Here is a 26,779-nt window from a genome sequence, read left to right as displayed (position 1 = left end):
CGGGACACTGAGAGCTTCGTCGCTCTGCGAAGTTGTTCTGTCCGATCCGTTGACGAAATCTTCGCGGTACATCTAGCTTCATCGCGTCGTACTTCGTACGTCATATATGAGACGCGATACGCGAGATGCGAGAGCCCTTCATGACTTTTGCGCCCACCCCGATCCCGTCCAGGACGCAGTTCGTGCTGGAAGCGATCAAACACGCGATCCTGACAGCCCGGTTGCAGCCGGGGCAGCCACTGGTCGAGACCGAACTCGCCGCACGGTTCGGGGTGTCGAAGACACCGGTGCGCGAGGCGCTGAAGACCCTCGCCGGCACCGGGCTCGTGGTCATGAGCCAGTACAAGGGCGCCACCGTCCGGCTGGTGGACGCGGAGATGGCACGCGAGATCTACGACGTACGGCTGCTCCTCGAACCGGAGGCGCTGCGCCGCACGATCACCTGCGGAGCGTCCCTGGACGCGGCCCAAGAGGCCCTGGAACGGGCAGACTCGGCGGCCGACAAGGCCGACAGGTCGCTGGCCAACCGGGACTTCCACCGCGCCCTCTACCTCTCCTGCGGCAACCCGCTGCTGGGCCGGATGCTCGACGAGGTCCGCGACCAGGCCGCGCTCGTCTCCACCGTCGCCTGGGCCGCCGACCCGTCCTGGGAGCGCGAGGCGGCCGAGCATCGGGAGATCCTGCGGCTCGCGCTCGCCGCCGACGCGGCCGGTGCCGCCGCGGCCCTCCACGACCACATCGCCTCCTTCCTCCGCCGTGCCTTCCCGGCCGGTGAAACCGCGGGGCCCGCCGCCCGTACCGACCGGGAAGCGGCGGGCCCGGACGACACGTGGAGCGCCCCGAGACCGGTGACGGCCGGCTGACCCGACGTACACGCCACACCGCTACTGAAGAACCGAGAGAGTGGAGCCGACGATGAAGATCTCGAAGACGTACCGGGCACGCGCGGCGGCGGCGATGTCCCTCACGGCGGTTCTCGCCCTGACCGTCACCGGCTGCGGGGACGACGGCAGCGGGTTCGCCGGGGGAGCGGGAGCCGAGGGGGACGGCAAGGGAAAGATCGTCTTCTGGGACAACAACGGCGGTGTCCGCACCGACATATGGAAGGAGATCATCGCCGGCTTCGAGAAGGAGAACCCGGGGATCGAGGTCCAGTACGTCGGGGTGGCGGCCACCGAGATCCAGACCAAGTACGACAACGCGATCCAGGGCGGCGGACTGCCGGACGTCGGCGGCGTCGGCGCCGCGATGCTCGCCGGGCTCGCCGCCCAGGGCTCGCTGGAGCCCCTGGAGGACCGGAGCGCCGACTCCCCGCTCGCCGGCAAGCTCGACCCGGGCATGGTCGAGGCGATGAAGGCGGCGGGCGGCTCCGAGGAGCACACCTACAACGTCCCGATCTCCGCCAACAACGGGGTGCTGTACTACCGCACCGACCTCTTCAAGAAGGCAGGCCTCGCCGCGCCGGCCACCTGGGACGACTTCTACCGGGCAGCCGAGAAGCTGAGCGACCCCAAGAAGAATCGTTTCGGTTACACCATCCGCGGCGGCGCCGGCTCCATCGCGCAGGCCATGGACGCCATGTACGGACAGTCCGGCATCACGTCCTTCTGGGACGCGAAGGGCGAGAAGACCACCCTCGACGACCCCCGCAACGTCGCCGCCCTGGAGAAGTACGCGGCCCTCTACAAGAAGGTCACGCCCTCCGCCGACCTCAACAACGACTTCATCAAGATGGTCGCCCAGTACGACTCCGGCACCATCGGCATGGTCAACCACAACCTCGGCTCGTACCAGGACCATGTGACCGCACTCGGCACCGACAAATTCCGGGGCATCCCGCAGCCGATCGGTGCGAGCGGCAAGCGGGTCCAGGTCTCCAACCCCGTCGACGGACTCGGCCTCTTCAAGAGCTCCGAACACAAGGCCGCCGCCTGGAAGTTCATCGAGTACGCCGCCTCCCACGAGGCCAACTCGAAGTTCAACGAGCAGGCCGGGCTGATTCCGGCCAACACCGAGGCCGCCAAGGACCCCTGGGTGTCCCGCGCCGAGCCGACCGCGCTCGCGGCCAAGGCCCTCACCGACGGTTCGACCGTCACCGTGCAGCTGCCGTACTACCTGCCGGACTGGAACGGCATCAGCAAGGCCGACAACGAGCCCGGACTGCAGAAGGTCCTGCTCGGCCGGACCTCCGCCAAGGAGTTCCTGGAGAAGATGGCCGGAGAGCTGAACGACGCCCAGGCGGAGTGGAAGGAACAGCAGCCCGTCGCCTGAGGGGGAGCGCGGGACGGGCCCGGCGCCTCGCCCCGGGGACATCCCGACCCGCGGGCCCGGCCCCGCGAACGCCGCCGGCCGGCCCCGGGCGTACCCGGGACCGGCCGGCGGACGTGCGTGCCGGGGGCGCCCCAGCCGTGCGTCAGGCGTCCTCCCGGGTCAGGCGTCCTCCCGGGTCAGGCGTCGCCGCCCGCAGGGCCCGGGTCGGCCGCCGCCACGTCCAGCAGCTCGTACCGGTCCACCGCCGTCTTCAGCGCCGACCGGTCGATCCGCCCCTCCTTCGCCAGCTCCGTGAGGACCGCCAGCACGATCGACTGCGCGTCGATGTGGAAGAACCGGCGGGCCGCACCGCGGGTGTCCGCGAAACCGAAGCCGTCCGCGCCCAGCGACTGGTACGCCCCCGGGACCCAGCGCGAGATCTGGTCCGGAACCGAACGCATCCAGTCCGAAACCGCCACGAACGGTCCCTCGGACCCGGAAAGCTTCCGCGTCACGTACGGGACGCGCTGCTCCTCCTCCGGGTGGAGCAGGTTGTACCGCTCGGTGTCCACGGCCTCCCGGCGCAGCTCGTTCCAGCTGGTCGCCGACCAGACGTCGGCCCGCACGTCCCACTCCTCGGCGAGGATGTGCTGTGCCTCCAGTGCCCACGGGACCGCCACGCCGGACGCCAGGATCTGCGCCGGGATCCGCCCCCGCTCGCCCCGCCGGAAGCGGTGGACACCCGCGAGGATGCCCTCCACGTCCACGTCGGCGGGCTCGGCCGGGTGCTGGATCGGCTCGTTGTAGACGGTGAGGTAGTAGAAGACGTCCTCACTGTTCTCGCCGTACATCCGGCGCAGGCCGTCCCGGACGATGTGCGCGATCTCGAACCCGTACGCCGGGTCGTAGGCCACGCACGCCGGGTTGGTCGAGGCGAGCAGCTGCGAGTGGCCGTCCGCGTGCTGGAGCCCCTCACCGGTCAGGGTCGTACGACCGGCGGTCGCACCCAGCACGAAACCGCGCGCCAGCTGGTCGGCCATCTGCCAGAACTGGTCACCGGTGCGCTGGAAACCGAACATCGAGTAGAAGACGTAGACCGGGATCAGCGGCTCGCCGTGCGTGGCGTACGCCGAGCCCGCCGCGATCAGCGAAGCCGTGCAGCCCGCCTCGGAGATGCCGTCGTGCAGCATCTGACCGGTCGGCGACTCCTTGTAGGCCAGCAGGAGTTCACGGTCCACCGCCTCGTACTGCTGCCCCAGCGGGTTGTAGATCTTCGCGCTCGGGAAGAACGCGTCCATGCCGAAGGTGCGGTACTCGTCGGGCGCGATCAGCACGAACCGCCTGCCGATCTCCTTGTCCCGCATGAGGTCCTTCAGGATGCGGACGAACGCCATCGTGGTGGCGATCGACTGCGTCCCCGAACCCTTCCGGGCAGCCGCGTAGGTCTTCTCCTCCGGCAGCGCCAGTGGCTTCGCGCGGACCACCCGGGTCGGCACGTAACCGCCCAGACTCGCCCGCCGGTCGTGCATGTACTGGATCTCCTCGGAGTCCCGGCCCGGGTGGTAGTAGGGCGGGTACCCCTCGTCGAGCTGCTTGTCCGTGATCGGGATGCGCAGCCGGTCGCGGAACCCCTTCAGGTCCTCGGTGGTGAGCTTCTTCATCTGATGGGTCGCGTTGCGGCCCTCGAAGTTCGGCCCCAGCGTCCAGCCCTTGACCGTCTGCGCCAGGATGACCGTCGGCTGGCCCTTGTGCGCCTTGGCCGCCGCGTACGCCGCGTAGACCTTCTTGTGGTCGTGCCCGCCGCGCCCCAGGTGCAGGATCTCGTCGTCGGACATGTCCTTGACCATGTCCCGCAGCCGCTGGTCCTCGCCGAAGAAGTGCTCGCGGATGTACGCGCCGGTCTCCGTGGCGTACGTCTGGAACTGCCCGTCCGGCGTGGTGTTCAGCTTGTTGACCAGGATGCCCGTGCGGTCCTGCGCGAGCAGCGGGTCCCAGGTGCGGTCCCAGACGAGCTTGATCACGTTCCAGCCGGCACCCCGGAACTGCGACTCCAGCTCCTGGATGATCTTGCCGTTGCCGCGCACCGGGCCGTCGAGCCGCTGGAGGTTGCAGTTGACGACGAAGGTGAGGTTGTCCAAGCCCTCGCGCGCGGCGATGGACAGCTGGCCGAGCGACTCCGGCTCGTCCATCTCACCGTCGCCGAGATACGCCCAGACGTGGGACTTGGAGGTGTCCGCGATGCCGCGCGCCTCCATGTAGCGGTTCATCCGCGCCTGGTAGATCGCGCCGAGCGGGCCGAGGCCCATCGACACCGTCGGGAACTCCCAGAAGTCCGGCATCAGCCGCGGGTGCGGGTAGCTGGAGAGACCGTTCGGCGCCTTCGACTTCTCCTGGCGGAACGCGTCGAGCTGCGCCTCGCTCAGCCGGTCCAGCAGGAACGCGCGGGCGTAGATGCCCGGCGAGGCGTGCCCCTGGAAGAAGATCTGGTCGCCGCCGTCGCCCTCGTCCTTGCCGCGGAAGAAGTGGTTGAAGCCCACGTCGTAGAGCGAGGCGGAGGAAGCGAACGTGGCGATGTGACCGCCGACGCCGATCCCGGGACGCTGGGCCCGTGAGACCATGACGGCCGCGTTCCAGCGGGTCGCGTTGAGGACCTTGCGCTCGATCTCCTCGTCGCCGGGGAAGAACGGTTCGTCCTTCGTGGCGATCGTGTTGACGTAATCGGTGCTGCGCATCTCCGGCACGGCGACGCGCTTCTCGCGCGCCCGCTCGATGAGGCGGAGCATCAGATAGCGGGCCCGCTCACGGCCGCGCTCGTCCACGGCGGCGTCGAGTGAGTCCAGCCATTCCTGGGTCTCCTCGGGATCGAAATCCGGGACCTGGCTGGGAAGGCCGCCAATGATGATCGGGTTGCGATCGGATCCGGAAGCCACGCTGTTCCTTCGCTGTCGGTGCTGCTACGGAGTCTGCTGCGGAGCTGATCCACCGGGGCGCGAAACCCCGCGACGTCTCCGACGTCCGCGGATTCGCCGCCTTCCATCGTGTACCGCCGGGGGCCGTACGTCACCTCTACCGCACGGTAACCAGCGGGTTACCGGACACCCGTCCGGGGCAGTAGCCGTAAGGCGGGAGCAGGGCGCCGGACCAAATCGCAACCATACGCCCAACCCGTCCAAGCGTTCCCAAACGCTGTTCGGCGGCGAATGCCGGAGCGAAACGGCATAAGCTGAGGAAGGACGTATACGGGCCGGGTGCATTCCGCACCCCGGCACGGACCGCCCGGAAGTTGCGGCGACGTGGCAGGGAACGTCACCGTTTAGGCGGTCTGGGGTGCCGGGTACTTGCGCGATTCGCCGAGCCCGTGTGGACTACGGCCAGCGCCGCGCGTACGCGCGTGGCTCAAGCATTTTCCGAACATGATCAGGAGGCAACCCGTGAGCGCGACCGCGGACCACGCGGAGGAGCGGACCAATCTGGCCGGACGGCTGGGGTTCGAACCCAATCAGGTGGTCCAGGAGATCGGCTACGACGACGACGTCGAGCTGGAGCTCCGTGAAGGTATTGAAGCCACCATCGGTGGGGAACTCGTCGACGAGGAGTACGACGACGTCGCCGACGCCGTCGTGTTGTGGTTCCGCGACGAGGACGGCGACCTTACGGACGCGCTGGTGGATGCCATCGGCCTGATCGAGGACGGCGGTACGGTCTGGCTGATGACGCCGAAGACCGGCCGTGACGGATACGTCGAACCGAGCGACGTCAGCGATGCCGCCCAGACCGCCGGTCTCTCCCAGACCAAGAGCATCAGCGTGGGCAAGGACTGGACGGGCACCCGTCTGGTCACGCCCAAGGCGGCCAAGACCAAGCGCTGAGCTCCTCCGGCAGTACCCCGCAGTACCCCTGAAGGCCCCCGGCGGCATCGCGCCGCCGGGGGCCTTCGCACGTCCCGCCGAGGGCGCTGCGTAGGCTGGGCCAGGCTCCCGGCGGACCGGCCCGGGGGCGGTGACGCAAGCGAAGGGACACCCCCATGGCGATCGAGGTCGGCTCCCAGGCCCCCGCGTTCGAGCTCAAGGACAACCACGGCCGGACGGTCACGCTGTCCGAGTTCCGCGGCGAGAAGAACGTCGTCCTGCTCTTCTACCCGTTCGCCTTTACCGGCGTCTGCACCGGCGAGCTCTGCGCGCTCCGCGACGAGCTGCCCCGCTTCGAGAACGCCGACACGCAGCTTCTCGCCGTCTCCAACGACTCCATCCACACCCTGCGGGTCTTCGCCGAGCAGGAGGGCCTGGAGTACCCGCTGCTCTCCGACTTCTGGCCGCACGGCGAGGTCTCGCGCGCGTACGGCGTCTTCGACGAGGACAAGGGCTGCGCCGTGCGCGGCACCTTCATCATCGACAAGGAGGGCGTGGTGCGCTGGAGCGTCGTCAACGGCCTGCCCGACGCGCGGGACCTGAAGGAGTACGTCGCCGCGCTCGAAGCCCTCTGAGCAAGCCGGGCAAGCCCTCTCCGGGCCGCCGCGGCGGCCCGGAGAGGGTCCCGCGGCGTGCGGGAGTTCCGCTCGCGGAGAACTCCCGCCCCACCCGCCCAAAAGCCTGCTTTGGCCGGGAACCGGTCACTAGGATCCATTCGTTGATCCGGTATCACGCACGACGGGGACGCTGGTGTCTGCCGGCCCCTACATACCTATGGGAGGACTCGTGGGAGTCAGCCTCAGCAAGGGCGGCAACGTCTCGCTGACCAAGGCCGCGCCCAACCTGACCGCTGTCATCGTCGGCCTGGGCTGGGACGCCCGGACGACCACCGGCGGCGACTTCGACCTCGACGCGAGCGCACTGCTGGCGAACACCGAGGGCAAGGTCGGCAGCGACGGCAATTTCGTCTTCTTCAACAACCTCAAGAGCCCGGACGGCTCCGTCGAGCACACCGGTGACAACCTCACCGGTGAGGGCGAGGGCGACGACGAGGTCATCAAGGTCAACCTGGCCGCCGTTCCGGCCGATGTCGACAAGATCGTCTTCCCGGTCTCGATCTACGAGGCCGAGAGCCGCCAGCAGAGCTTCGGGCAGGTCCGCAACGCGTACATCCGCGTCGTCAACCAGGCCGACAACTCCGAACTCGCCCGCTACGACCTCAGCGAGGACGCCTCCACGGAGACCGCAATGGTCTTCGGCGAGCTCTACCGCAACGCCGGCGAGTGGAAGTTCCGCGCCATCGGCCAGGGGTACGCTTCCGGCCTGCGGGGCATCGCGCAGGACTTCGGCGTCAACGTCTGACCCCGCGGGCCCTGCCCGGACACCACCCGGGAAGCGGAGACCAGCAGCAGAGCGCCCGGCGCCGCACCTCCCGTGCGGCGCCGGGCGCGCTTGGGTCGTGTTGTGGAAGCGCCGCCCGTCGGGCGACGCCTGGCGCGCAGGCCCGCACCGCGGCCGGATGCGGGACCGCCCGCAGGGGCATGCTCCGTCCTGCGGACGGAAATGAGACCCGCACACCCGCACACACGACACACGAATCGGGGAGGACACATCATGGGCGTCACACTCGCCAAGGGAGGCAATGTCTCCCTCTCCAAGGCCGCACCCAACCTCACCCAGGTGCTCATCGGCCTCGGATGGGACGCGCGATCCACCACCGGAGCCGACTTCGACCTGGACGCCAGCGCGCTGCTGTGCCAGTCGGGCCGGGTACTCGGGGACGAGTGGTTCGTCTTCTACAACAACCTCACCAGCCCCGACGGCTCCGTCGAACACACCGGGGACAACCTCACCGGCGCGGGTGATGGTGACGACGAGTCCGTCATCGTCCACCTCGACCAGGTGCCGCCGCACTGCGACAAGATCGTCTTCCCCGTCTCGATCCATGAAGCGGACAACCGTGGGCAGGCTTTCGGCCAGGTCAGCAATGCCTTCATCCGTGTCGTGAACCAGGCCGACGGCCAGGAACTCGCCCGTTACGACCTCAGCGAGGATGCCTCGTCCGAGACGGCGATGATCTTCGGTGAGCTCTACCGCTACAACGGCGAATGGAAGTTCCGTGCTGTGGGACAGGGGTACGCGTCCGGACTGCGGGGCATCGCTCTAGACTTCGGGGTCAACGTTTCGTAAAGCCGCGCTCGGCGCGGGGGAGCCCCGCACTACGGGGAGACCCGTTACTTACACGATGGGGTAGCCAGTGCTTCTGAAAACCTTCGGCTGGTCGATCGCGATCACCGCGCTCGGTCTGGTCGCAGCGGCGTTCTACGGGGGGTGGCAGGCTTTCGGCGTCGTCGCGATCCTGGCGGTCCTGGAGATCTCGCTGTCCTTCGACAACGCGGTGATCAACGCCGGAATCCTGAAGAAGATGTCCGCCTTCTGGCAGAAGATCTTCCTCACGATCGGTGTGCTCATCGCCGTCTTCGGTATGCGACTGGTCTTCCCCGTCGTGATCGTGGCGATCAGCGCCAAACTCGGCCCCATCGAGGCCATCGACCTGTCGTTCAACGACCCGGACCGGTACAAGCAGCTGGTCACCGACGCGCATCCGTCGATCGCGGCCTTCGGTGGCATGTTCCTGCTCATGATCTTCCTCGACTTCATCTTCGAGGACCGGGACATCCAGTGGCTCCGGTGGATCGAGCGCCCGCTCGCCAAGCTCGGCAAGGTCGACATGCTGTCGGTCTGCGTCGCGCTGATCGTCCTGCTGATCTCGTCCCTGACCGTCGCCACCCACGCCCACCAGCACGGTGGCGCCCACGCCGACAAGACGTCCACGGTGCTGCTCGCGGGCGTCGCCGGACTGATCACCTACCTCGTCGTCGGTGGGCTCTCGGGCTTCTTCGAGAACAAGCTCGAAGAAGAGGAGGAGCGTGAGCACGAGGCGGAGGAGGAAGCCCGGAAGTCCGGCAAGTCCGCCGCCGCCCCGGTCGTCCTGGCCGGCAAGGCCGCGTTCTTCATGTTCCTCTACCTGGAGGTCCTGGACGCGTCCTTCTCGTTCGACGGTGTCATCGGCGCCTTCGCCATCACCAACGAGATCGTGCTGATGGCCCTCGGCCTCGGCATCGGCGCCATGTACGTCCGTTCGCTCACGGTCTACCTCGTGCGCCAGGGCACCCTGGACGACTACGTCTACCTGGAGCACGGCGCCCACTACGCCATCGGCGCCCTCTCCGTCATCCTGCTCGTCACCATCCGGTACGAGATCAACGAGATCATCACCGGCCTGGTCGGCGTGGTGCTGATCGCCTGGTCCTTCTGGTCGTCGGTGCGGCGCAACAAGGCGCTCGAAGCGGCCGGCGGGGACGACAGCGAACTGGTCGACGCCGGCGGCGGCGGAGTGCGCTGAAGTTCTGGCCAGAAGTCTCCTGCGCCGGGTGTGTGACCCGGTAAGGAATGAGGGAACCCTCTCTGCGGGGCGGATCGCGCGGCAGGCTCCGGAAAACCCCGGGCCGGCCCGTCGGCCGCCCCGCAGTGACGTGCGCGACGCGCGCAGCGGACCGGAGCACCGGCCCGTGAGGACGCGCAGACAGATAGGTGGGGTGGGGGGATGGGCTTCTTCGACGGCCTGTGGCCGGCACGCACGGCACAGTTCGAGTCCGGCAACGCGGCGACCAACTCGATCGTGCTGACACGGCGCAACGCCACCGTCTCGCTGAACAAACAGGGAGCGCTCACCGGGAACCTCCGGGTCAACCTCTCCTGGCGGATGCGGTCCTCCGACATCGAGGGCCGTTCCGGACAGGGCAGTCTGTTCCGGAACCCGCTGAAGCTCTTCCAGCCGGAGATCGTGCAGGCCCACACCCAGGGCATGGTCAACGTCGACCTCGACCTCGGGTGCATGTACGAGCTCAGCGACGGCACCAGGGGCGTGGTCCAGCCCCTCGGCAATCTCATCGGGGACCTGAACGACCCGCCGTACATCCGGCTCAGCGGGGACGACCGCTTCGGCGCGCCCTCGGGTGAGACGGTCTACGTCAACATGGACCACCGCGACAAGATCAAACGCCTGCTGTTCTTCGTCTACATCTACGACCAGACGCCGGCGTTCGACCGTACCCACGCGATGGTCACGCTCTACCCGGGCAACGGCCCGCGGATCGAGATCGAGCTGGACGAACGCGCGCCGCAGGCCCGCTCCTGTGCCGTGTTCACCGTGGAGAACGTCAAGGAGGAGCTGATCGTGCGCCGAGAGGTCAAGTTCGTCTACGGGTTCCAGTCGGAGCTCGACCGGCTCTACGGCTTCGGCATGCAGTGGGGCCGCGGCTACAAGTCGCGTGCCTGAGCACTCAGGACCGGACGAACTGCGGGCCCTGAGGCGGCAGGACGAAATGCGGGTCCGGTGCCGGGGCGGCGGCCGCCGCCGGCTGCGGATACCCGTACGCGGGCGCGCTCGTCGCGGGCTGGGGGTAGCCGTACCCGGTGGAGGCGGGCTGGGGGTAGCCGTACCCGGCCGGCGCGGCGGTGGGCTGCGGGTAGCCGTAGGCCGGTGCGGCGGTGGCGGGCTGGGGATAGCCGTAGCCGGTGGAGGCCGGTTGCGGGTAGCCGTACCCGGGCTGCGGCTGGGGGACGGTGAGGTCGGAAGCGGGCTCGGGCGCGGGGCGGCCGGGCGCGGCCTCCGGGCTCTCCCGCTCCTCCTCCGGCTCGGGCTGCTCCCCGTCGTCCACCGAGATGCCGAAGTCCGTCGCCAGCCCGATCAGCCCGGTCGGATAGCCCTGGCCGACCGCACGGAACTTCCAGCCGTCCCCGCGCCGGTAGAGCTCGCCGCAGATGACCGCGGTCTCCTCACCGGTCTCGGGCCGGACCTCGAACACGGCCAGCGGCGCGCCGTCCGCGGCCGTGGTGTCGTACAGCGATATCCGCAGGTCGTGGACGCTTCCGAAGCTCGCGCCGTCCGAGGAGGCGGCGATCACGACCCGGTCCACCGAGGGGTCCAGCGCCGCCAGATCCGCCTCGATCGTGTCCGTCAGCCCGTCGGCGACGCTGCGCTTCGGCAGGTGCCGCACCTGGCCGTCCGGATGCCGGGGCTGGTTGTAGAAGACGAAGTCCTCGTCGGAGCGCACCCGCCCCGAGGAGTCCAGCAGCAGGGCGGAGGCGTCCACGTCCGGGACCCCGGCCCCAGGAGTCCAGCGCAGCACGGCCCGTACGGCCGTGGCATCGAGGGGGACGTTCGAACCCTTCAGCATCCCTTGCGTCATGCCCGTCATCCTGCCTGTTGGCGGCTTCCCCGGACAACGCGGGGGCCGTTAACCGGTATCCGGCGGTAGAGCTGAGCTGCAGCACCTTACCGTGCCGGAGTCCTCCGACACGGGCGAGTTACCCGAAGTTCACATATGCGGGGAACTGCGGACACCCGTCCATACGTACTATTACCGGCCATGCGTTGTTCGATCGATCAGGCGGTACGGGGGAAAATCATGCGTCATTTCGGGCACATCTCGCCTGCTGCCCGGCAGGGACTGTTCTTCCAGGAACCATGCGAATTCGACGCACACGCGCCGGCCCGCGTGCTCTCGGCCGCGCTGGGCGCGACTCTCTACGCCCCGGCCACCCGCCCCAGGCTCGCGGACGACGTGGTGAAGCAGGCCGCGCGCGGCGTGATCTCCATGGTCCTCTGCCTGGAGGACTCGATCGCCGACACCGAGGTGGAAGGCGCCGAGAAGAACCTGGTCAAGCAGTTCGCCGACCTCGCCGAGCGGGACCCGGCGATTCCGCTCCTCTTCATCCGGGTCCGCGAACCCGAACAGATCACCGACCTGGTGAACCGTCTCGGCGCCTCGGTCCGGCTGCTCTCCGGCTTCGTCCTGCCGAAATTCACCGAACAGCGCGGAGAACTCTTCCTGGCGGCACTCACCCGAGCGCAGTCGGCCTCCGGACAACGGCTCTTCGCCATGCCCGTACTCGAATCTCCGGAACTGCTCCACCTGGAAACCCGCACCGAAACACTCCAGGGAATCGCGCGTGTCGTCGGCACCCACCGCGAGCACATTCTCGCGCTGCGGCTCGGAGTGACCGACTTCTGCTCCGCCTACGGGCTGCGGAGATCCTCCGACATGACCGCGTACGACGTGCAGATCGTCAGCGCCGTCATTGCCGACGTGGTCAACGTCCTCGGACGCGCCGACGGCACCGGATTCACGATCACCGGCCCCGTCTGGGAGTACTTCCGCAATCAGGAACGCATGTTCAAGCCGCAGCTGCGCCGCAGCCCCTTCCAGGAGGGCAGGGCGGAGAAACTGCGCACCGCGCTCATCGAGCACGACCTGGACGGGCTGCTCCGGGAAATCGAACTCGACCGGGCCAACGGACTTCTCGGCAAAACCTGCATCCACCCCTCCCACGTGGACCCCGTGCACGCGCTCTCGGTCGTCAGCCACGAGGAATTCAGCGACGCCCAGGACATCCTGCGGCCCGAGCGCGACGCCGGCGGAGTGCTGCGTTCCGCGTATACGAACAAGATGAATGAAGTGAAACCGCACCGGGCGTGGGCCGAGCGCACTCTCCTGCGCGCCGAGGTCTTCGGCGTCGCGAACGAGGACATCGGCTTCGTGGACCTGCTGGCCGCGGCCGGAGCGAAATGAGCGCGTACCGATGAACGGGCGGGCGACGGAGAGAGAGACGGTGGACGTGGTGTGGTCGGGCAGCTGGGTGGCCGAGCGACTGGGAGTCGCTCTCACCGGCGATTCTGAGATCAGGGACATGCTGGGGCTCGCCCTGCGGCACAACCCCCGGCGGGCCCATCTGCTGGTCTCCCACGTCCTCGGCAAGCACGTTCCACAGCTCCCCTCCGTCGTCCACGGCGCCGGGATCGACCTCGGCCACCGGGTGCGTGAACTGCTCGGACCCGAGGCCGACCGGGCGATCGTCCTCGGATACGCCGAGACCGCCACCGGACTCGGCCACTCGGTCGCCGACGGCATCGGATCCGCGCCCTACCTCCACTCCACCCGACGACCGGTCCCCGGCGTGGTCCGCGCCGGCGGCTTCGAGGAATCCCACTCCCACGCCACCTCCCACCTGCTGCTCCCGGAGGACCCGGCGCTGCTCGCCGGACCCGGGGCGCTGGTCCTCGTCGACGACGAGTTCTCCACCGGCAACACCGTCCTCAACACCATCCGCGCGCTGCACGACCTCTACCCCCGCGAGCGGTACGTCATCGTGGCCCTCGCCGACATGCGCTCGCCCGCGGACCGGGGCCGGCTCACGGAGTTCGCCGCAGAGATCGGCGCCCGCGTCGACCTCGTCGCCCGGGCCACCGGCACGGTCGTGCTGCCCGAAGGGGTACTGGAGCGGGGTCAGGCCCTCGTCGCCGAGCAGGAGGCCGAGCAGGAGGCAACGGAGGGCGTCGGGGCAGCCCGGAACGCCGTCGATGCCGCTGGGCCCGCCGAGGCCGTCCGCGTCGAGCTGGGCTGGCCCGAGGGGCTGCCGGACGGCGGCCGGCACGGCTTCACCCCCGCCCACCGCGCCACCCTGGAACACGCCCTCCCCGACATGGCCGCCCGGATCGCCGCAGCCCTGGCCGACGGACCCGACGCGGGCGTCTCCCGCCCCCGCCGCGTCCTCGTCCTCGGCTTCGAAGAGCTCATGTACGCCCCGCTGCGCCTCGGCACCGCCCTGGAACAGCTCACGGACGCCGAAGTCCGCTACTCCACCACCACCCGCTCACCCGTCCTCGCCGTCGACCACCCCGGCTACGCGATACGCAGCCGACTGGTCTTCCCGGCCCACGACACCCCGGCGGACGGCCCGGGCGACCGCTACACCTACAACGTCGCCGGAGCCGACTTCGACACCGTCGTCGTGGTCGTCGACTCGCAGGGCGACACACCCGAACTCCATGCCCCCGAAGGGCTCTTGACCCGCCTCGCCGCTCACACCGGCCAGGTGCTCCTCGCGGTCATTCCCTCGTACACCCCCGAACGGCAGGAATTCACCATGCTGCCCGAGCCCCTCAGAGGCCCCGCATTCTCCTCGTACGCCGCCGAGGACGTCGGCTGGCTGCTCCAGGACCTCTCGGACACCGAGCTGGAGGCCCCCACGGAGGAACGCGAGGAGGCGATACAGAGCGGTGGCGCGCACTACGCCGAATCGCTCCCCGTGGAGTACCAGCCCAGCCCCGCCTACCAGGCACTCTTCCAGGCCGCCCTGGAAACCTCCGCCGCCCGCATCGCCCGCGCGGTCGGCACCGTCACCGAGACGGTCCTCGCCGAACGCGGCCCCCGCCCCGTCCTGGTCTCGCTCGCCCGGGCCGGAACCCCCGTCGGCGTACTGATGCGCCGCTGGGCCCAGCAGCGCCACGGGCTCGACCTGCCGCACTACGCCGTCTCCATCGTGCGCGGCCGGGGCATCGACGCCAACGCCCTGCGCTGGCTGGCCGCCCACCACGACCCCGCCGACGTCGTCTTCGTCGACGGCTGGACAGGCAAGGGCGCCATCACCCGCGAACTCGCCGCCGCCCTGGCGGAGTTCGACGGGTTCAACCCCGAGATCGCGGTCCTCGCCGACCCCGGCGGCTGCGTCCGCACCTACGGCACCCGCGAGGACTTCCTCATCCCCTCCGCCTGCCTCAACTCCACGGTCTCCGGCCTGATCTCACGCACCGTGCTCCGCGCCGACCTGGTCGGCCCGGACGACTTCCACGGTGCCAAGTTCTACCGGGAGCTGGCCGGTTCGGACGTCTCCCTCGACTTCCTGGAGACCGTCGCCGCCCGCTTCGACGAGGTCGCCGACGAGGTGGCGGAGGAGGCCAAGGCCCTGCTCGCCGCCGACCGCGCCCCCACCTGGGAGGGCTGGGCGGCCGTCGAGCGCATCAGCGAGGAGTACGGCATCCACGACGTCAACCTCGTGAAGCCCGGCGTCGGCGAGACCACCCGGGTACTGCTCCGCCGGGTCCCCTGGAAGATCCTCGCCGACCGCCGCGCCGGCGCCGACCTCGACCACGTACGACTCCTCGCCGAACAGCGCGGGGTGCCCGTCGAGGAGGTCGACGGACTCCCGTACAGCTGTGTCGGCCTGATCCACCCCAAGTACACCCGGGGTGCGACAGGTGCCGACGGCAAGGCGGTGACGGAACAGTGACCGCACCGGGGACGAAACCCGTGGCGATGGTCGCCAGCGATCTCGACCGCACCCTCATCTACTCCACCAACGCCCTCCAGCTCACCATGCCGGACGCCGACACACCCCGGCTGCTCTGCGTCGAGACGTACGGCAGCAAACCGCTCTCCTACGTCACCGAGACCGCCGCCGGCCTGCTGGAAGAGCTGGGCCGCACCACGGTCTTCGTACCGACCACGACCCGCACCCGCGAGCAGTACCACCGCATCAGCCTCCCCGGACCGGCGCCCGCCTACGCCGTCGTCGCCAACGGCGGGCACATCCTCGTGGACGGGGAGTCCGACCCCGCATGGCACGCGGGGGTCCTGGAACGCATCGCCGGGGAGTGCGCCCCGCTCGCCGAGGTGCGCGCCCACCTCGCAGCCGTCAGTGACCCCGCCTGGCTGCTGAAGGACCGGGTCGCCGAGGACCTCTTCGCCTACCTCGTCGTCGAACGCTCCCTGCTGCCCGAAGGCTGGGTCAAGGAACTCGTCGACTGGGCCGGGCCGCGCGGCTGGACCATCTCCCTCCAGGGCCGCAAGATCTACGCCGTACCCCGGCCCCTCACCAAGAGCGCCGCCGTCCGTGAGGTCGCCCGCCGCGCCGGGGCGGACCTCACCCTCTCCGCCGGCGACTCCCTGCTCGACGCCGACCTGCTGCTCAGCACCGACCTCGCCTGGCGCCCCGGCCACGGCGAACTCGCCGACACCGGCTGGCACACCGGCGGGGTCGTCGCCCTCCAGGAGCAGGGAGTCCTCGCCGGGGAGGAGATCCTGCGCAGGTTCCTGGCGGCGGCGCGCGGCTGACGGGAAAGCCCTTGGTAACGGGGAGCTCATTGGGCAGGCTGGGCCCGACCGGCACGACGCCACGCCGACAGCCCAGGAGCTGCGCACCATGACCAAGGGCAACGAGACCCGGATGACGGACGAGCTGTACGCGTACGTACTCGCGCACAACCCGCCGCTGGACCCCGTCCAGCAGGAACTCGTCGCGACCACGTACGCCGAACTGCCGGACAGCGCGGGCATGCAGTCGGCCCAGGAACAGGGCCCGCTGCTCGCCTTCCTGGTCCGGCTGACCGACGCCCGGACGGTGGTGGAGGTCGGCACCTTCACCGGCTTCGGGGCCCTGTCGATGGCGCAGGCCCTGGCGCCCGGCGGACGGCTGATCGCCTGCGACGTCTCGGAGGAGTGGACGGCGTACGCCAGGGCCGCCTGGGAGAAGGCGGGGGTGGCGGACCGCGTGGACCTGCGCATCGCCCCCGCGCTCGACACCCTGCGCGCGCTGCCGAAGGAGCCGCACATCGACTTCGCCTACCTGGACGCGGACAAGGGCGGCTACATCGCGTACTGGGAGGAGCTGGTGCCCCGGCTGCGGCCGGGCGGCATGATCGCCACCGACAACACCCTCTTCCACGGCGGGGTCGTGGACCCGCACGCCACCGGGGGAGCGGCCGCCATCCGGGAGTTCAACGACCACGTGCTCGCCGACCGCCGGATGGACAGCGTCCTGCTGACCGTCGCGGACGGCCTGACGCTCTCGCGCAAGCGGTGAACGTGTGCGGGACCGGAGCGGCCGGGGAGGCTGCTCCGGTCCCGCAGGTGTGGTCCCGCAGGTGTGGTCCCGCGTCCTTCGGTGCCGCGTCGATCGGTGCCGCTCAGCCGCAGCAGCCCCCGCCGCAGCAGCCGCCCCCTCCGCCGCCGCCCGCAGGGGCGGGCGCGGAGCCCTGGGACGAAGTGCCGCCCACGGCGACGGCGGAGAGCAGTTTCACGGTGTCGTCGTGGCCGACGGGGCACGCGGCGGGATCGGAGGACTCGGCCATCGGACGGCTGAGCTCGAAGGTGTCTCCGCAGGTGCGGCAGCGGTACTCGTAACGAGGCATGGCCCAAGAGTAGGGCCGCCGCCCCTCACCGGGCAGTCACCCGTGCGGCTGGGGCCGGGTGCCCGGCATCATCGGGGGCCGCCCGGTCCGGACGCGGTCCTCGCGCGCGGCCTCCTCCGGGTGGCGGGCCCGCCAGTACGGGTTGTCGTGCGGAAGTCCGCCGCTGACCCTGCCGTACATCCCGAAGAACATCAGCATCAGCCCGACGATGAAGCTGAACAGCACGTTCTGCATCTGGAACGCGAGGAAGTTGAGACCGGTGTCCAGCAGAGCCAGGTTCACGAATCCGCTGGCGATGAAGAGGACCCCGACCGTCATGTTGAGCGTGGACGCCTTGTTGCCGCCCACCACCATGCCGACGAAGAGCAGCAACCCCACGCAGATGGAGATGACGCTCAGCGCGCCGTTCGTGTTGAGGCCCGCGACCGTGTCGCCACCGGTGTCGAAGAAGCCGATCTTGTTGATCAGGCCGAGGATGCCGAAGACCAGGAGCACGAGCCCCATGAGCCCCGCGCCGATCCGGTAGACCTGGCTGAGGCGGTGGTCGACGGGCAGCTCCTCGTTGAGACGGGTGTGCAGGGGCTTCGCCTTGACGGCCTCCGCCCTGTCGGGCGCGGTACCCACGGGCGGTGGCTGCATGGGCCGGGCCTGCTCGGGTGGGACCTGCGTCGGTCGGGCCTGCGTCGGCCGGGCCTGCGTCGGCCGGGCCTGCTCGGGTTCGGCTCGCACGGGCTGGGCCTGCATGCGCCGGGCGTGCCTGGGCTCGGCTCTGCGGAGCTTCATGGCGACCTCCTCGGGAGGTACGCGCCGGCGCACGGGCCTCCACGGAGGTTCTTAACCGTCCCTCTCCCTGGCGGAGGTTCGTACCGGCGCACGGATCACCTCCAGCATCTGCCCGGGAGCGGGGCGGGACAACCGGGGGCCGGCTTCTCGCGGCGCCCGGTGAGCCGTACCGCCGGACTCTCAGACGGCGGTCGAGCCCGTCCCGAGTCCCTCACGGATGGCCGAAACGACCTGGGCCGCCGTCTGCCGGACGGCCTCCGCCTCGGTCAGGAAGTGCCAGTAGTCGGGGTGGCGGACGTCCAGGGCGGCGATGGCGCGGTCCAGCCGGGCCACGGCGTTGTCCAGCGGCCCGGCGTGACGCGGATCGGGCGTGTTGCGGCCGGCCATCGCCAGCCGCTGGGCGTCGCGGACGGCGAACCGGGTCCGCTGGATCTCGTTCTTCGGGTCCTTCGCCACGGCGTCCAGCAGCCGCAACCGCTCCCCGGCCGCCGACACCGCCTCGTCCGCGTGGTTGAGCAGCGCCCGGACCGTGCCCAGCCGGGAGGTGGCGTCGGCCCAGCGCTGGTCCCTGCGGGCCTCGGCCGCCTCGGCGAGCTTCTCCTCGGCCCGGCGGACGTCCTCGGCCGCCTGCTCCGGAACGTGCTGGAGGTCGTGCCAGCACTCCTCCGAGAAGCGCCGCCGCAACTCGCTGAGGACCGGCTCCACCCCGCCCGCCCGGGTGGTCAGCGCCTGCGCCCGGGTGCGCAGGGACACCAGTCGGCGGTCGATCTCCGCGGCCCGCTCCGGCAGCCGCTCGGCCTCGGTACGTATGGCCTCCGCCTCGCGGAGCACCTGATCGGCGCGTTGCAGCGTCTCGGCGACCCCGTGACGCCCCGCGCCCTGGTTGAGCTTGGTCAGCTCGGGGGCGAGGGCGGCGAGCCGGGCCGCGAGATCGTCCGCCTTCATGCCGGAGGCGCGTACCCCGTCCAGCGCGCGGGTGGCCCCGATCAGCCCCTGCCGGGCCCGCTCGACGGCCGGGGCCAGCCGGGCGAGCTGCGTCTCGGCGCTGCCGAGGAGAGGGCCGAGCCCCTGGGCGTACCGGTCGAGCTCGCCCCTGACCCGTACCAGATCGTCCTTGGCCCGGGTCAGCTCGGTCGTGGCCCGCGTCGCGGCGGCCGGCTCCAGGCCGTCCCGGTCCAGGTCGTGCGCGTCGACCGCGGTGATGTAGGCGTGGCTGACCTCGTCGATACGGCGCCCGAGCGCGGCGAACTCCTCGACGGCCTGCCGGGCGCGCGGAGAACTGTCGACGGCCGTGATGGTCTCGATCGAGATCTCAAGATCGCGCTGGGCACTGTCCAGCTCGTAGAAGGCCTCCGCGGCGGCGTCCTTCGCGGCCTGCGCGTCCGCCCGCCGGCTGCTTCCGTCCCGTCCGCCGAACCAGCGGCGGGTACCGCCCCCGGCGAAGGCGGCGGGCAGCGCGGCGGCGAGCAACGGGAGCGGCAGCAGGACCAGCGACACGACGTCCCGCAGGGCCGACGGCGTCCGGCGCGACGGGCGGGATGCGGGCCGGACCGCTGATTCCGGGTTCGCCGCAGTCGGGACGGCGACGGCCGGGTCCTCACGGGTTTCCGCTCCCGCTTGCGGCTGCGCGTCTGTCGCCGTCACATGCCTCTCCCGTGCCGTCCGCCTGTGCCTGGTCCATTCTCCCACCAGTCATGACGAATACCCGGGCCGGTTAGTTCGCGGTCGTGAGGCTCACTTCACCGTTGTCGCTGCGGACCTTCACCGCGTGCGGGCTGGCGTCGCTGCGCGGTACGTCGACGGAGACGTGCCCGTTGCTCGCCTTCGCGTCCACGGCGTACGCGGTGTCACCGCCGGGCAGCTCGACGTGGGTGCTGCCGTTGTCCGTGTCGACGTCCAGCAGATCCGGCGCCGTATCGAACCCGAGCCGGATCGCCCCGTTGTCCGACCCGACCACCACGGACGGACCCGAGAGCCCCTTCGCGTCGATCGCCCCGTTGTCGCTCGACAACTTCAGCTCGCCCCCGGCGTCCCGCACGACCAGCCCGCCGTTGTCGGAGGACAGCTCCAGCCGGGTGTCGAACCCGGACGCGGTCACCTTGCCGTTGTCCCCCGACGCCTTCACGGCCACCCCGCGCGGCACCTTCACCCGATGCCGGCCGGAGCAGTTGTCGACCACGCCCGTGCACTTCACTTTCAGCGTGAGGGTGCCGTCCTCCATCTTCCAGACCGGATCGGGCCCCGACCCGAAGACCACCCACCCGTCCGTCTGCCGTTCCACCTCCACCTTGTCGACGTCGGCCGGCACGAGCTCCAGCGAGGTGTTCGACGAGTCGATCGTCAGCGTCTTCCCCCGGAGCGCGAACGACTTGTGTTCGACGGGCGCCCCCTCCACGTCCGTACTCCCGCACCCGCTGACCGCCACCGCGACGAGGAGCGCCCCGGCGGAGGCGAGGAGCGCGGTGCCCCTGCGAGCGAGGCGCGGGCGGGCGGTGCGTCGGCGGCCGGTGCTCGGGCGGGCGTTCGGCATGCCGGTGGTGTGGTCCACGGGATCGGTCCCCCAGTAGTGCGCGGTGCGGTGGCGAGCTCGCCGGAGCAGTTCCCCCGGCCACCTTCACGTTATGCATCCCCGCCCTCACCCACGATGAGGCCGCCCACCGGCTCCGGGGTGGGGGTAGCCCCCGTGTCCGGCCCCTGTTCGGCACGGTGTTCGAGCCTCGTCGCGGGCCTCGGCACGGCCTTCTCACGATGCCCCGTGCCGTGGACCTGCGGCTGCGGGGAATCGGAGTGTGAGCCCGGGCCCGACGCCATGTACGCTGTTCCTTCATCCACGGGTGCGTAGCTCAGGGGTAGAGCGCTGCTCTTACAAAGCAGATGTCGGCGGTTCGAAACCGTCCGCGCCCACCACGGACAACCGCAGGTGAAAGCCTGTTCAGGCCCCCCGCCCCTCATCGGGCGAGGGGCTTTTCTCATTAATGCCGGGCCCTATCAACCGCATCGAGATGGGGCGCTCGGGGCCCGTCTCGACAGCCTGATCCTCATCGCCGACACCATCGGCACCCCGCTCGCCGAGCTGGTCCGCGACGAGGAGTGGAGCGAAGAGTGCGTCCCGGCTCGTCGGCGGGCCGGAACGCGCCCACATCAGGAATCAGGCTGGGCCCCGACGCATCCGCGCACGGGCGGCTCCGTCACCCCTCCCTCGCGGCGACAAGCTCCGCATACCGCGGGTCGATCCACTACTTCATGACGTAGTCCCTTGTGGTCGGGCTACTGGCCGGAGCCCGTGTTCGGTTTCTTCGGCGCCCGCCCGCCGTCCTTCCAGGAAATCCGCGGCCGGGCGGAAGCTTCAGAGCCGCACCCCGCGCGCGGGCGTGGGCGGCGCGTCGTCGAGCGCCTGGTGCAGCAGCGACGGCAACACCCTTCGCGCGGCGCACGCCGGGTCACCGTCGGGGTGCGCGTAGATGTCGGGGCGCGCGCCGGAGGCGGAGTGCCCGTTGGCCACGACGTCGGCGGCGCCGATGATCACACGGTCGCAGTCGATGCAGACGCGGGGAAAGCTCATCGGCGCGCCTTCCGCCAGGCACGGCCGAGACTCACCGAGGTGGGGCAGGCGGCGCTGACCCGACAGGTGGCGCACGTTGCGGTGTGCGCCAGCCACCGGCGGTACGCGGCCTCCCCCGGGGGGAGCTTCACTACGGCCGTCATCGGGGGGTCACCGCCTCGGGCAGGACGCGGTAGAGGACCTGCACGCCGCGCTGCTCGGCGCACTCGGCATGAGCGAACACCGCCGTGCCGGACCCGGAGCCCGTGCCGTGCGTCCGCACGCAGACGTCCGCCCCGGGCTTCGGGCAGTACCTGCACTCTCTCTGCTTCATTGCTCACCCCTGATGTGGCGGTCCCCGGATCTGGGGACTCTCGGCCATTTCGCTGCACGGCCTGTTGTTACTCACCGATGATGTGTGGGCACGTCAGGGAGTGAATAGGCCACGGCGTGGCCATCGGCGGCCACGAAGCGGCCACGGCCGGAAGCGCGGACGATGACACCTCACACTGGGCGGACAGGCCGCAACGACGCACTCCGCGCCGCCCGGTTACGTGTGGGGTGGCGGACGCTGGAAGCCGCTGCCGCTGCTCTTTCTGGCCGAGGGCAGCAGTTGCTGGACGACCGGCAGTTCACCGTGTCCGCACGGACGTGGCGCCGCTGGGAGGGCGAGCGCCCCGGGTGGCCTGCCGAGGAGACCGCGATCGTCCTGCACGACGCGTTCGGCCGATGGCCGGAAGACCTTGGATTCGCTACCCCGCCTGGCTGGATCCGGCCCGAACACCATGAAGAGGTCGACGTGAGACGACGCGCCTTCGTGGGCGTCACCGCCGCCGCGCTCGTCGCCGGGCCGGTCGCGCAACAGCACGTCGATCCGGCCTTGGTCGACTACTTCCAGCAGCAGCTGGAGGGGCACTACCGCGCGGACATGTTCCTCGGGCCTCACGACCTGATCGGAACGGTGTCCGCCCAGTACCAGCTCATCGACAAACTGGTGCGCTCGGCGAAGGGTGAAACGCGGCGCAGTCTGCTGCGCGCGGGTGCGGCCTACGCAGCCCTCGTCGGCTGGCTGTACCAGGATGCCGGCGACATGGACGGCGCCAGCTTCTGGCGTGGAGTGACGCAGGAAATCGCGATGCGGTCCCGCGACCCGCACCTCATCGGGTACAGCCTCGTCAACCAGGCCCAGGTCCGCACCGACCTCGGCGACGGGCACGCCGTTATCGACCTGTGCGAGGCCGCGCTCGACGACGCGGACCGGCTGGTGCCGAAGGTACGGATCATGGCGATGCAGCAGCAGGCGCACGGCGCCAGCCTCACCGGGGAACGGCGGGCCGTCGACCAACTGCTCGACGACGCCGATCGCCTGCTTCCCCGAGTCGACGACGACCTGCCCTGGGGCAACGCCTGCCGCCGAACACCCGGTTACCTTGAAGTCCAGCGGGCCACCTGCTATGGGCGGCTCGGGCTTGGCCGTGAAGCCGGGGCTTTGTGGACGCAAGTCCTCACCGTGGTGCCGGAGACTGCACGCCGTGATCGCGGCGTGTACATGGCACGCCAGGCCACCGCGGCGGCCACCGCCCAGGAGCCGGACCAGGCCGTGGAGATCGCACGCACCGTCGCGACGATCGCGGTCGAGACCCGCTCGGCGAGGATGCGCCGGGAACTGGTCACTCTGGAGCGGGCGATGAGCCCGTGGCAGGATGCACCGGTCGGCCGCGACCTTGCCGAGGTCCTGGCACCGGTGATCGAGGGGAGCTGACGGTGGGCAAGGAACCGCTGACGGAGGAGCAGATCTCCGTGTGCTTGGCCGCGCATCCGGGATGGGTACGCGACGGCGACGAGATCACCCGCGCCTTCGGCATCCGCTACCACGGCGGCGTCGCGGTGATCGTGCACGTTGCCGATGTTGAGCGGCTCATCGGCCACCACGCGGACATCGACCTGCGGTGGGACCACGTGCGCTTCGGGATCACCACGCACGACGCCGGCCACAAGCTGACCGAGTCCGACTTCGACCTCGCTGCCCGTATCGACGAGATCGCGGCGGCCCATGGCGCGGAGCCACGCGGCCTCTGAGCAGGCGCGTCGTGCGGTCTGGGCGCGGCTATCGAACTCGCCGACTACCTCATCACGCTGGAGTGCGCCGCCTGGTGGGCCTCGGCAGCGTCGGCCTGAACCTGAAATGGCGCGTCGAATTCGACGAGTTCGTCGACCCTTGGCGTATCGAGATGGAGAGCAGGTCCGCAGGATGGACACGTTGACGCTGTTGTCGTTGACGCCCCCCCTTCCTTTAGCTGATCGACGCCGAGGCACGTGGGTTCGCCGGGGACGAGCTGGTTGCTCGTCCTGACCGAGTGCGAGAGCTTGCGGTGGGATGTCAGGGCTGTCGACGAGCGCGTACTCAGCGAACCGCGCCGGTAACGCATGGGCGCTACGGACCTCTGAACGGGTGCTGCTTCCTCGTCACGGAGACGGGCGAACGCCTGGCCGACGAGCTGCTCGAGCAGGACTCGCTGAGCTGGATGCGTGGCGCCCTGGACGAGGCCTGAACCGGCACGGCCCTTCGGATGGGAGCGCCCGCGTTCTCCCGCAACCCGCCTTAGGATCAGAGCATGTTGCTACGAAAGGCCGATGTCGCGTAGGCCCCCGGGCGCGCTCCGGGGCAGCCCCCTGCCCGGCGGGCGGCCCCGCAGCCGGCGGCTCAGTACCTTGCTCGTCGGAGTGTGCCCCGGGCCTCCGGTGTGCACGGCGGTGCACACGTACCTCTTCGTCGACGGTCTCGACGTGATCGCGCGCAGCAACAGCAGTGCCGCGGGGCTGGGTCCGGGCGTGCTTCTCCGTCCTGGAGGGCCGCTCCTTCCGGGGGATGCGGCCCGCAGGGTCGAGGTGGCGTTCCTGCCGGATGCCGGTTGTGCGCCCGGGGCGGCGGTGGATCGGGCGGTCGGGTTCCGGGTGCGGCTCCGGGGAGGGGCCGTCGTGTGGGACGAGTTGATGTACCCGGGGTGGGACGAGGAGGCCGTCGAGGAGGTCCGCTTCGACCTGCGGCAGTACCTGGGTGAGCTCGATCGGGCCGCGCGGCTGTTCATGTGAGCCGGTGGTGAGCGGCACGGCCGCCGTGCCGAAGCGCGACGCCCAGGGGCGCGTGCGCCGGATTCCGTTCGCGCGCTCGACTGCGCCCCCCGCGCACCGGGAGTGAGCGGGCGCGCCTCTGCCGGTGGCATGTGCGCCTGCCGCCAGGGCAGTTGCCTCGGGCACCGTTGAGGGCGGCGCGGGGGAGCCAGTCGGGTGGGACGGCAATCGTGGCACGGCGAAAGGGTGGGAACGGATGGCGCAGACCAGATGCGGGGCCCTGACGAAGCGCAGGACCCGGTGTGCGAAGGAAGCGATGACGGGGACCTCGCGGTGTCATCTGCACCAGGGGGCGTGGTCGCCGTACGGGGTGGCGCGGCGCAAGCAGGCCGAGGCGAGGGCGGCGCTGCGGAGGCTGCGCAAGCAGGGTTAGGGCCACTCGAAGGGGGAGGGGCCGGGGCGAGGGGGAGCGTCCCGACCCGGGGCCCGCGAGGAGAGCGGCCGCGGGGGTGAGGGGTGTCCCGCCCCGGAGGGACGGGGAAGAGGGAACGGGGGGCGGGCACGGGGGCGGGGCGCCGCTCAGCGGCGGTCGCTGATGCCCTCGCGCTTCGCGCAGGCGCGGGCGTCGGGGCAGGCGCGGGGGAACCACCAGTACGGCGAACCGAAGGCGGGTTCGTGGCGCTGTTCGCCGAGGTTGATGGCGGTGCCCGTCGACAAAGGGGCCGCGCACCACACGCACGACCAGCCCCGCTGCTGTTGTTCGGTCAGTTCGGATACCGGCGGCAGGTTCCTCACAGTCATGGCATCCCCGTGTCGTCATGGATCAGGTGTCGTCAGCATGCCGGGTGGTGGGGACCACAACGCTCACGATTCCGTGAGCGCGCTCACACGCACGGTGAGTGAACGGGGTTGCGGTACTCAGAGGCCGATCCAGGTGGCCATGTGGCCCAGCGAATCGGGGGTACGGCGCGAGAGATGCACCAGGCCCTTGATCGTCTCCCGGGCGCCCGGGTGGTAGCGGGTCTGCTCCGGGGCGGCGTGCCGGGCGTCGGCGAGGGAGCCGAGGGCCGCCTCGGTGTGGCCGGTCTCCATCTCGCAGCGGGCCCGGTCGATGAGGAAGTGCGCGCGCCGCGAAGTGGCCAAGCCGGCCGGCAGCTTGATCCCGTGCGCCTGGACCAGCGCGTCGTCGTACTGCCGCATCTCGATCGCCGCCGACATGCGGTGCATCGCCACATTGGTCGGCCCGAAGGAGAGCCAGTGGATGCGGGTCGCCTCGCCCGTACGCGCCGCGCAGCGGGTGGCCTCGGCGATGTGGTCGTCCACGAGGGTCTGCTGCTCCGCGCGCGCGGCGATCACCGAGGCGCCGAGGTGGAGTTGACCCCGTACGGCGATAGACTCCCGGTCCTTCTCGGCGGAGGCCACGATCTCGTGCCCCGAGGTGATCAGCCGCTGCCCGATCCGGTACTCGCCCTCCCGGAAGTACACCAGCGCCCGCATGTACTGGCGGATCGCCGACAGGCACGGGTCGGAGGCGCGCCGGGCGGCCCAGTCCATCCGGTCCAGCGCCACCGCGGACAGGTCGTAGTAGCCGAGCTTCACACTGACGTCGTGCGCCGTACGGTACGTGGACGCCAGCGCCTGCCACAGCTCCGACGAGCCCGACCGCCAGGCGGCGGTGGTCAGTTCGGTGATGGTCGACGGCAGCATCCGTGCCGCGTTGCGCAGATGTGTGGCCCGGACCAGTACGCAGAGGTGCTGCGCGGCCTCGATCAGTTGGCCGGGGGAACGTTCCGGGATCGATTCGTCGGCGCCCAGGTCGTACAGGTCCAGCGCCTCACGGATGGGCCTTATCAATTCGGTCAGCCGGTCCTGCTGGAGCTCGGTGACGTACGGCTGGCCCGTCAGTACCGACACGTCGATCCGCAGCACCTGGGCCACCGCCGCCACGAAGTCGAGGTTCGCCGGTTTGGCACCGCACTCGACCTGGTTGAGCAGGCTGTACGAGTAGGGCAGTCGCGCGGCCAGTTGACGTTGCGTCAACCGGGCGAGCCTGCGCTGCTCTTTGATGCGGGTGCCGGTGTGCTCGCCGACCTGGCTGGGCATGCGTTCTCCGTTTCTACACGAGTCACCGGGAAGGTACCCGCGCTCGCTGTGGGCGCGGGCGTCATCAGCCTCGATACCACTCGTTCC

At 70.2% G+C, this 26,779-nt stretch carries 26 protein-coding genes and 1 tRNA gene; 17 read left to right on the top strand and 10 right to left on the bottom strand.

Features of this window, described 5'->3' with window-relative positions:
• The first annotated feature begins 140 nt into the window (after positions 1-140).
• Positions 141-863: a GntR family transcriptional regulator gene (locus tag OHA55_RS07100; protein WP_266703852.1), complete on the top strand. Its 723-nt coding sequence runs from the start codon at positions 141-143 to the stop codon at positions 861-863.
• A gap of 52 nt (positions 864-915) precedes the next feature.
• Positions 916-2,271 carry a sugar ABC transporter substrate-binding protein gene (locus tag OHA55_RS07095; protein ID WP_266703850.1) on the top strand — a complete coding sequence of 452 codons (1,356 nt, stop codon included), beginning with the start codon at positions 916-918 and terminating at the stop codon, positions 2,269-2,271.
• A gap of 176 nt (positions 2,272-2,447) precedes the next feature.
• Here the strand turns inward: OHA55_RS07095 and aceE are convergent, their stop codons facing one another.
• The gene (aceE, locus tag OHA55_RS07090) at positions 2,448-5,180 is read right to left on the bottom strand and encodes a pyruvate dehydrogenase (acetyl-transferring), homodimeric type (protein WP_266703848.1); all 2,733 of its coding nucleotides are present in this window, start codon (positions 5,178-5,180) and stop codon (positions 2,448-2,450) included.
• A 501-nt stretch (positions 5,181-5,681) separates the two neighbouring features.
• Here aceE and OHA55_RS07085 point away from each other — a divergent pair.
• From OHA55_RS07085 to OHA55_RS07060, 6 genes are all read left to right on the top strand, one after another.
• Entirely contained in the window at positions 5,682-6,119 is a 438-nt protein-coding gene (locus OHA55_RS07085; RefSeq protein WP_266703846.1) for a DUF3052 domain-containing protein, read from the top strand.
• A 155-nt stretch (positions 6,120-6,274) separates the two neighbouring features.
• A complete protein-coding gene (locus OHA55_RS07080; RefSeq protein WP_266703844.1) occupies positions 6,275-6,733 on the top strand; it encodes a peroxiredoxin in 459 nt (152 codons plus the stop codon).
• A 211-nt stretch (positions 6,734-6,944) separates the two neighbouring features.
• Entirely contained in the window at positions 6,945-7,520 is a 576-nt protein-coding gene (locus tag OHA55_RS07075) for a TerD family protein (protein ID WP_266703842.1), read from the top strand.
• 252 nt (positions 7,521-7,772) lie between these two features.
• On the top strand, positions 7,773-8,348 hold the full coding sequence (locus OHA55_RS07070; protein ID WP_266703840.1) for a TerD family protein: 576 nt from the start codon (positions 7,773-7,775) through the stop codon (positions 8,346-8,348).
• A gap of 67 nt (positions 8,349-8,415) precedes the next feature.
• Positions 8,416-9,564 (top strand): DUF475 domain-containing protein, encoded by a 1,149-nt coding sequence (locus OHA55_RS07065; RefSeq protein ID WP_266703838.1) that lies wholly within the window; start codon positions 8,416-8,418, stop codon positions 9,562-9,564.
• Between the two features lie 201 nt (positions 9,565-9,765).
• Positions 9,766-10,500: a Tellurium resistance gene (locus tag OHA55_RS07060; protein ID WP_266703836.1), complete on the top strand. Its 735-nt coding sequence runs from the start codon at positions 9,766-9,768 to the stop codon at positions 10,498-10,500.
• Between the two features lie 4 nt (positions 10,501-10,504).
• On the opposite strand, the gene OHA55_RS07055 is transcribed toward OHA55_RS07060, so the two are convergent.
• Positions 10,505-11,422 carry a TerD family protein gene (locus tag OHA55_RS07055; RefSeq protein WP_266703834.1) on the bottom strand — a complete coding sequence of 306 codons (918 nt, stop codon included), beginning with the start codon at positions 11,420-11,422 and terminating at the stop codon, positions 10,505-10,507.
• Positions 11,423-11,632: 210 nt separating this feature from the next.
• Here OHA55_RS07055 and OHA55_RS07050 point away from each other — a divergent pair, with 210 nt between their 5' ends.
• The 4 genes from OHA55_RS07050 (at position 11,633) to OHA55_RS07035 (ending at position 16,865) form a co-directional block, all read left to right on the top strand.
• Positions 11,633-12,796, top strand: coding sequence for an HpcH/HpaI aldolase/citrate lyase family protein (locus OHA55_RS07050; protein WP_266703832.1), 1,164 nt, complete (start codon positions 11,633-11,635; stop codon positions 12,794-12,796).
• A gap of 10 nt (positions 12,797-12,806) precedes the next feature.
• Positions 12,807-15,293: a phosphoribosyltransferase gene (locus OHA55_RS07045; RefSeq protein ID WP_266703830.1), complete on the top strand. Its 2,487-nt coding sequence runs from the start codon at positions 12,807-12,809 to the stop codon at positions 15,291-15,293.
• Positions 15,294-15,319: 26 nt separating this feature from the next.
• Positions 15,320-16,117, top strand: a complete 798-nt coding sequence (locus OHA55_RS07040) for an HAD family hydrolase (protein ID WP_266710461.1) — start codon at positions 15,320-15,322, stop codon at positions 16,115-16,117.
• 88 nt (positions 16,118-16,205) lie between these two features.
• Positions 16,206-16,865, top strand: coding sequence for an O-methyltransferase (locus OHA55_RS07035; protein WP_266703828.1), 660 nt, complete (start codon positions 16,206-16,208; stop codon positions 16,863-16,865).
• 103 nt (positions 16,866-16,968) lie between these two features.
• Here OHA55_RS07035 and OHA55_RS07030 read toward each other — a convergent pair whose 3' ends face one another.
• The 4 genes from OHA55_RS07030 to OHA55_RS07015 all read right to left on the bottom strand — a co-directional run bounded on the left by OHA55_RS07030 (position 16,969) and on the right by OHA55_RS07015 (position 20,524).
• Entirely contained in the window at positions 16,969-17,193 is a 225-nt protein-coding gene (locus tag OHA55_RS07030) for a zinc ribbon domain-containing protein (RefSeq protein ID WP_266703826.1), read from the bottom strand.
• A gap of 36 nt (positions 17,194-17,229) precedes the next feature.
• Positions 17,230-17,976, bottom strand: coding sequence for a DUF4383 domain-containing protein (locus tag OHA55_RS07025; RefSeq protein ID WP_323180373.1), 747 nt, complete (start codon positions 17,974-17,976; stop codon positions 17,230-17,232).
• A gap of 180 nt (positions 17,977-18,156) precedes the next feature.
• Entirely contained in the window at positions 18,157-19,485 is a 1,329-nt protein-coding gene (locus OHA55_RS07020; RefSeq protein WP_266710459.1) for a hypothetical protein, read from the bottom strand.
• A 205-nt stretch (positions 19,486-19,690) separates the two neighbouring features.
• Entirely contained in the window at positions 19,691-20,524 is an 834-nt protein-coding gene (locus tag OHA55_RS07015) for a DUF4097 family beta strand repeat-containing protein (RefSeq protein ID WP_266703824.1), read from the bottom strand.
• 284 nt (positions 20,525-20,808) lie between these two features.
• On the opposite strand from OHA55_RS07015, the gene OHA55_RS07010 reads away from it, so the two are divergent.
• Positions 20,809-20,883: transfer RNA gene (locus tag OHA55_RS07010), tRNA-Val, on the top strand.
• Between the two features lie 439 nt (positions 20,884-21,322).
• On the opposite strand, the gene OHA55_RS07005 is transcribed toward OHA55_RS07010, so the two are convergent.
• Positions 21,323-21,538 carry a hypothetical protein gene (locus tag OHA55_RS07005; RefSeq protein WP_266703822.1) on the bottom strand — a complete coding sequence of 72 codons (216 nt, stop codon included), beginning with the start codon at positions 21,536-21,538 and terminating at the stop codon, positions 21,323-21,325.
• Positions 21,539-21,677: 139 nt separating this feature from the next.
• Positions 21,678-21,851, bottom strand: coding sequence for a hypothetical protein (locus tag OHA55_RS07000; protein WP_266703820.1), 174 nt, complete (start codon positions 21,849-21,851; stop codon positions 21,678-21,680).
• A 279-nt stretch (positions 21,852-22,130) separates the two neighbouring features.
• On the opposite strand from OHA55_RS07000, the gene OHA55_RS06995 reads away from it, so the two are divergent.
• The 4 genes from OHA55_RS06995 (at position 22,131) to OHA55_RS06980 (ending at position 25,022) form a co-directional block, all read left to right on the top strand.
• Entirely contained in the window at positions 22,131-23,279 is a 1,149-nt protein-coding gene (locus OHA55_RS06995; RefSeq protein WP_266703818.1) for a Twin-arginine translocation pathway signal, read from the top strand.
• A 2-nt stretch (positions 23,280-23,281) separates the two neighbouring features.
• Complete coding sequence (locus tag OHA55_RS06990; protein ID WP_266703816.1) at positions 23,282-23,596, top strand: 4a-hydroxytetrahydrobiopterin dehydratase; 315 nt, start codon at positions 23,282-23,284, stop codon at positions 23,594-23,596.
• A gap of 675 nt (positions 23,597-24,271) precedes the next feature.
• On the top strand, positions 24,272-24,610 hold the full coding sequence (locus OHA55_RS06985) for a hypothetical protein (protein WP_266703815.1): 339 nt from the start codon (positions 24,272-24,274) through the stop codon (positions 24,608-24,610).
• Between the two features lie 235 nt (positions 24,611-24,845).
• Positions 24,846-25,022, top strand: coding sequence for a hypothetical protein (locus OHA55_RS06980; protein ID WP_266703814.1), 177 nt, complete (start codon positions 24,846-24,848; stop codon positions 25,020-25,022).
• A 146-nt stretch (positions 25,023-25,168) separates the two neighbouring features.
• Here OHA55_RS06980 and OHA55_RS06975 read toward each other — a convergent pair whose 3' ends face one another.
• Both OHA55_RS06975 and OHA55_RS06970 read right to left on the bottom strand, forming a co-directional pair.
• The gene (locus OHA55_RS06975) at positions 25,169-25,390 is read right to left on the bottom strand and encodes a hypothetical protein (protein ID WP_266703812.1); all 222 of its coding nucleotides are present in this window, start codon (positions 25,388-25,390) and stop codon (positions 25,169-25,171) included.
• Between the two features lie 117 nt (positions 25,391-25,507).
• The gene (locus OHA55_RS06970) at positions 25,508-26,692 is read right to left on the bottom strand and encodes a helix-turn-helix domain-containing protein (protein WP_266703810.1); all 1,185 of its coding nucleotides are present in this window, start codon (positions 26,690-26,692) and stop codon (positions 25,508-25,510) included.
• Positions 26,693-26,779 lie beyond the last annotated feature (87 nt).

Origin of the sequence: Streptomyces sp. NBC_00102, from assembly GCF_026343115.1 — a bacterium.
Classification (GTDB): domain Bacteria; phylum Actinomycetota; class Actinomycetes; order Streptomycetales; family Streptomycetaceae; genus Streptomyces.
The sequence above is the reverse complement of the archived record's forward strand: the minus strand, read 5'-3'. Positions and strand labels throughout refer to the sequence as shown.

What these genes read in the sequence shown, in the direction of transcription:
- OHA55_RS07070 (WP_266703840.1), top strand. Translation starts at nt 7,773, where the DNA reads ATGGGCGTCACACTCGCCAAGGGAGGCAATGTCTCCCTCTCCAAGGCC.
- OHA55_RS06970 (WP_266703810.1), bottom strand. Translation starts at nt 26,692, where the DNA reads ATGCCCAGCCAGGTCGGCGAGCACACCGGCACCCGCATCAAAGAGCAG.
- OHA55_RS07005 (WP_266703822.1), bottom strand. Translation starts at nt 21,538, where the DNA reads ATGAGCTTTCCCCGCGTCTGCATCGACTGCGACCGTGTGATCATCGGC.
- OHA55_RS07000 (WP_266703820.1), bottom strand. Translation starts at nt 21,851, where the DNA reads ATGAAGCAGAGAGAGTGCAGGTACTGCCCGAAGCCCGGGGCGGACGTC.
- OHA55_RS07045 (WP_266703830.1), top strand. Translation starts at nt 12,807, where the DNA reads ATGAACGGGCGGGCGACGGAGAGAGAGACGGTGGACGTGGTGTGGTCG.
- OHA55_RS07040 (WP_266710461.1), top strand. Translation starts at nt 15,320, where the DNA reads ATGGTCGCCAGCGATCTCGACCGCACCCTCATCTACTCCACCAACGCC.
- OHA55_RS06980 (WP_266703814.1), top strand. Translation starts at nt 24,846, where the DNA reads ATGGCGCAGACCAGATGCGGGGCCCTGACGAAGCGCAGGACCCGGTGT.
- OHA55_RS07035 (WP_266703828.1), top strand. Translation starts at nt 16,206, where the DNA reads ATGACCAAGGGCAACGAGACCCGGATGACGGACGAGCTGTACGCGTAC.
- OHA55_RS07025 (WP_323180373.1), bottom strand. Translation starts at nt 17,976, where the DNA reads ATGAAGCTCCGCAGAGCCGAGCCCAGGCACGCCCGGCGCATGCAGGCC.
- OHA55_RS07095 (WP_266703850.1), top strand. Translation starts at nt 916, where the DNA reads ATGAAGATCTCGAAGACGTACCGGGCACGCGCGGCGGCGGCGATGTCC.
- OHA55_RS07100 (WP_266703852.1), top strand. Translation starts at nt 141, where the DNA reads ATGACTTTTGCGCCCACCCCGATCCCGTCCAGGACGCAGTTCGTGCTG.
- OHA55_RS07030 (WP_266703826.1), bottom strand. Translation starts at nt 17,193, where the DNA reads ATGCCTCGTTACGAGTACCGCTGCCGCACCTGCGGAGACACCTTCGAG.
- OHA55_RS06975 (WP_266703812.1), bottom strand. Translation starts at nt 25,390, where the DNA reads ATGACTGTGAGGAACCTGCCGCCGGTATCCGAACTGACCGAACAACAG.
- OHA55_RS07060 (WP_266703836.1), top strand. Translation starts at nt 9,766, where the DNA reads ATGGGCTTCTTCGACGGCCTGTGGCCGGCACGCACGGCACAGTTCGAG.
- OHA55_RS07050 (WP_266703832.1), top strand. Translation starts at nt 11,633, where the DNA reads ATGCGTCATTTCGGGCACATCTCGCCTGCTGCCCGGCAGGGACTGTTC.
- OHA55_RS07080 (WP_266703844.1), top strand. Translation starts at nt 6,275, where the DNA reads ATGGCGATCGAGGTCGGCTCCCAGGCCCCCGCGTTCGAGCTCAAGGAC.
- OHA55_RS07055 (WP_266703834.1), bottom strand. Translation starts at nt 11,422, where the DNA reads ATGACGGGCATGACGCAAGGGATGCTGAAGGGTTCGAACGTCCCCCTC.